This is a genomic window from Hyphomicrobium sp. (assembly GCF_035572195.1).
Taxonomy (GTDB): Bacteria; Pseudomonadota; Alphaproteobacteria; order Rhizobiales; family Hyphomicrobiaceae; genus Hyphomicrobium_B.
This window is the reverse complement of record NZ_DATNBA010000154.1, coordinates 1-3,977: the sequence shown is the minus strand read 5'-3', so window position 1 is coordinate 3,977 and position 3,977 is coordinate 1. Positions and strand designations below refer to the sequence as shown.

The 3,977-nt window shown below is 59.1% G+C and carries 2 protein-coding genes; one reads left to right on the top strand and one right to left on the bottom strand.

The window, feature by feature from the left end; translation table 11 throughout:
- Positions 1–106 precede the first annotated feature (106 nt).
- Complete coding sequence (gene ligA / locus VN623_RS12905; protein WP_325571523.1) at positions 107–2,251, top strand: NAD-dependent DNA ligase LigA; 2,145 nt, start codon at positions 107–109, stop codon at positions 2,249–2,251.
- A 630-nt stretch (positions 2,252–2,881) separates the two neighbouring features.
- Here ligA and VN623_RS12900 read toward each other — a convergent pair.
- Positions 2,882–3,977: M24 family metallopeptidase (locus tag VN623_RS12900; protein WP_325571521.1), on the bottom strand; the 1,096-nt coding region annotated here is incomplete at its 5' end.

Genomic DNA, 3,977 nt, shown 5'->3' with positions numbered 1-3,977 from the left:
CCGACGGGAGGAAATCGCCCGCATGCTGGCCGGCGCAGAAATCACCAACGAAGCCCGCGCCGCGGCCGAACGGCTGATCAAGGCAGCGAGTTGATATAGTGCATGCATGGCAAGTCACGACGCGTCGAAGATCAAACCCGTAGACCTCACTGAGGCGCAGGCCAAGGCCGAGCTGAAACGGCTGGCTTCTGAAATTACGGCGCACGACAAGCGCTACTATCAACAAGACGCCCCGACAGTAACGGATGCCGAATACGACGCCTTGCGCCGCCGCAATACCGCGATCGAGGCACGCTTCCCTGAACTGATCCGGTCCGATTCACCGTCGCGACGCGTGGGAGCGGCTCCGACGGGAAAGTTCAAGAAGGTCCGGCATGCGGTGCCGATGCTTTCTCTCGACAATGCGTTCGCCGAGAGCGATGTCGTCGATTTCACCGTCCGCATCCGTCGCTTTCTGAAACTGGGCGAAGATGAAAAGCTCGCCTTCAGCGCCGAACCAAAGATCGACGGCCTCTCGATGTCGTTGCGCTATCAGGACGGAGAACTCGTCACTGCCGCCACCCGCGGTGACGGCGCCGAAGGCGAAGACGTCACGGCCAATATCCGCACGCTCAAGGATGTGCCGCACAAATTGCAGGGCAAGGGCGTGCCGGCAGTGTGTGAGGTGCGCGGCGAGATCTATATGACCAAGCCGGCCTTTCTCGCGCTCAATGAGCGGCAGAAAGCGGCGGGCGATACCATCTTCGCGAATCCACGCAATTCCGCCGCCGGTTCGCTGCGTCAAAAAGATCCGGCGATCACCGCTTCGCGCCCGCTCGGTTTTTTCGCTTATGCCTGGGGCGAGATGAGCGAAATGCCGGCCGAGACGCAATCCGCCATGATCAAGTGGTTCGAATCGTGTGGCTTCAAGACCAATCCGCTTACCAGACTGTGTCGTTCGACCGAGGAGCTCATCGCCTTTCATCGCGAGATCGAGGAGAAGCGGGCCAAACTTGACTATGATATCGACGGCGTCGTCTACAAGGTCGATCGCATTGACTGGCAGGAGCGGCTTGGCTTCATCTCCCGAACGCCCCGCTGGGCGATTGCGCATAAATTTCCGGCCGAACGCGCCATTACCGTGCTCAAGGACATTGAAATCCAGGTCGGGCGCACCGGCGCGCTGACGCCGGTTGGCAAGCTCGACCCCGTCGGCGTTGGCGGCGTCATCGTGCAGAATGTCACGCTGCACAACGAGGACTACATCAAGGGCATCGGTGGCGATGGCGAGCAATTGCGCGACGGCCGCGACATCCGCATCGGCGATACCGTCATCGTTCAGCGTGCGGGCGACGTCATTCCGCAAGTCGTTGATGTGGTCATCGACAAGCGTCCGAAGGATGCCAAGCCGTACCATTTCCCGAAGAAATGCCCATGTTATCTGCACACCGACATCGTGCGCGAGGAGACGGCGACCGGCGAGGAGGGTGCGCGGGCCCGCTGCACCGGAGAGTTTGCGTGCCCGTTCCAGAAGATCGAGCATCTGAAGCTGTTCAGCTCACGCCGCGCCTTCGATATCGAAGGTCTGGGTGAAAAGCAGATCGAGCTGTTCTTCGGGAAGGAATGGATCAAGGAGCCGGCCGACATTTTTACGCTCCAGGCGCGCAACAAGAAGATCAGGCTGGAGAACGAGGAAGGCTACGGCGAAACATCGGTACGCAATCTGTTCGAAGCCATCGCGCACCGGCGCAAGATTTCGCTTGATCGCTTCATCTATGCGCTCGGCATTCGGCATGTCGGTGAGACGACGGCGCTGGCACTCGCACGCGGCTACGGCTCATGGAAGGCGTTCCACGATGCGGGCTTGAAGGTCGCCAAGGGTGACGAAGAGACAATCGCCGAGATGGATGCGCTCGATCAGATCGGCGATACGGTGATCAAGGCCGTTTCGTCCTATTTCGGCGAAAGCCATAACCGAGGCATCGTCGAGCGACTGACCAGGCAAGTGGAAATCCTCGACGCCGAAAAGCCAAAGAAAGACACAGCCATTGCCGGCAAAACCGTGGTCTTCACCGGCGCGCTTGAGAAGATGACTCGTGAGGAAGCCAAGGCGCAAGCCGAGCGCCTGGGCGCAAAGACGGCTGGCTCGGTATCGAAGAAAACCGACTATGTTGTCGCTGGTCCGGGCGCCGGCTCGAAGCTTGCCGACGCGAAAAAGCTTGGCGTGAAGGTGTTGACCGAGGATGAGTGGTTAAAACTCATCTCTGGGTAATTGATCCTGCTGAGCCACGTGCGGGGCTTGCTTTGGTTAAACATTGATGACGATGAAATTGAATAGTTGTTGCCGCATGGCACTGAAATTAAACCGTAACTGATTGCCTCAGGGCACCGTAAACCAAACTACAACCAAAGGTAGTGTAAGCGTGCGCCTGCTGCGCGCATCTAAGAGCCATCCAAGTGTTTTGCGGTGCGTGTAGGCGTAGTGGAATGCAAAACGTAGGAAGGCGTAAAATGAAAACATTCGCTGCCTTATTCGTCGTCAGTGCTCTGGGAATTGTCCCGGCGCTGGCTGACTCCAGCACGACTACAGTTACGACCTCACGCGGATACGAAACAACCATCCGATCTTCGGACGGGTCGTCTTACACGTCGACAATGGAACGCGTGGGCCCTCATCAATATCGCAGCGAGAGTTCTTATACTCCGCCGAGCACCTATCAACCTATGAAAGGCTATCAACCTATGAGGGGTTATTGCCCGATGGGTAATTGCAAATAACCAGCGCCTTGGACTTTATCTCTCTGGGCCTGCCGTCTCGTGGCAGGCCTTTTTGTTGTGGGATCGGTTGCAAAACGCTCACGTGGCTCAAACTCATCGCGTAGAGCGCACCCACAATCGGCCCTTACAGTGGCTTTGTCGCCTGTTCCAGCCACTTACGGGTCGCACCATCGACGAGCGGGCCGAGTATTTCGTGCACACGTTTGTGGTAGCTGTCGAGCCAGGCGCGCTCTTTGGGTGTCAGCATCTGGCTGTCGATCAGCCGCCGGTCAATCGGCGCGAGCGTCAGGGTTTCGAACGCGTTGAGGGGCTTTTCGGCACCGACCGGTTCCGGCGCGGCAATCACCAGCACCAGATTTTCGATGCGGATTCCGTAGGAAGCGGTTTTGTAGTAACCGGGCTCATTCGAAAGAATCATGCCGCGACGCAGGGCTACGGTACCGAGTTTCGATATGCGGGCCGGTCCCTCATGCACTGACAGATAGCTCCCGACGCCGTGCCCCGTCCCGTGGTCGAAATCGAGACCAGCCTGCCAAAGCGCCGTCCGCGCGAGCGGGTCGAGCTGGGCACCGCTGGTGTTCTCCGGAAAGACGGCTGTGGCGATCGCAATATGGCCCTTGAGCACGCGGGTGAAGCGGTCGCGCATCTGCTCGCTTGGTTCACCGACGATGATGGTCCGGGTGATATCGGTGGTACCGTCTTCGTATTGCGCGCCGGAATCGATCAGAAATAATTCGTTCCTGCCGATGCGCCGGTTCGACGTACGCGTGACGCGATAGTGCACGATCGCGCCATTCGGTCCCGCCCCGGCGATCGTCGGGAACGATATATCCTTGAGCGCCCCGGTCTCGCGGCGGAAGGTTTCGAGGGCTTCGACTGCGTTGATTTCGGTGAGTTTGCCGGACGGTGCTTCCCTGTCGAACCAGGCGAGGAAATGCACGACCGCCGCGCCATCGCGCTTGTGGGCGGCACGACTGCCGACAATCTCGGCGTGATTCTTCGTCGCCTTCAACAATGTAATCGGATCGGGACCGCGTTGCGGCTTGCTGCCGGCGCCGGCAAGCATGCGGGTGAATGCGTCTGCCGCGCTCGCCTGATCAAGGCGTACGGTTTTTTCTCCGAGCTTGCCGAGATCGCCTGTGAGGTCGTCCGCCGCGCGTATGTCGGCGAATTCCTCCAGGGCGTGGTGCACATTGTTGGTAAGCTTGGCGGCGCTGACA

Excerpts from the sequence above, each read along its gene's own strand:
- ligA (WP_325571523.1), top strand. The coding sequence starts at position 107 with ATGGCAAGTCACGACGCGTCGAAGATCAAACCCGTAGACCTCACTGAG.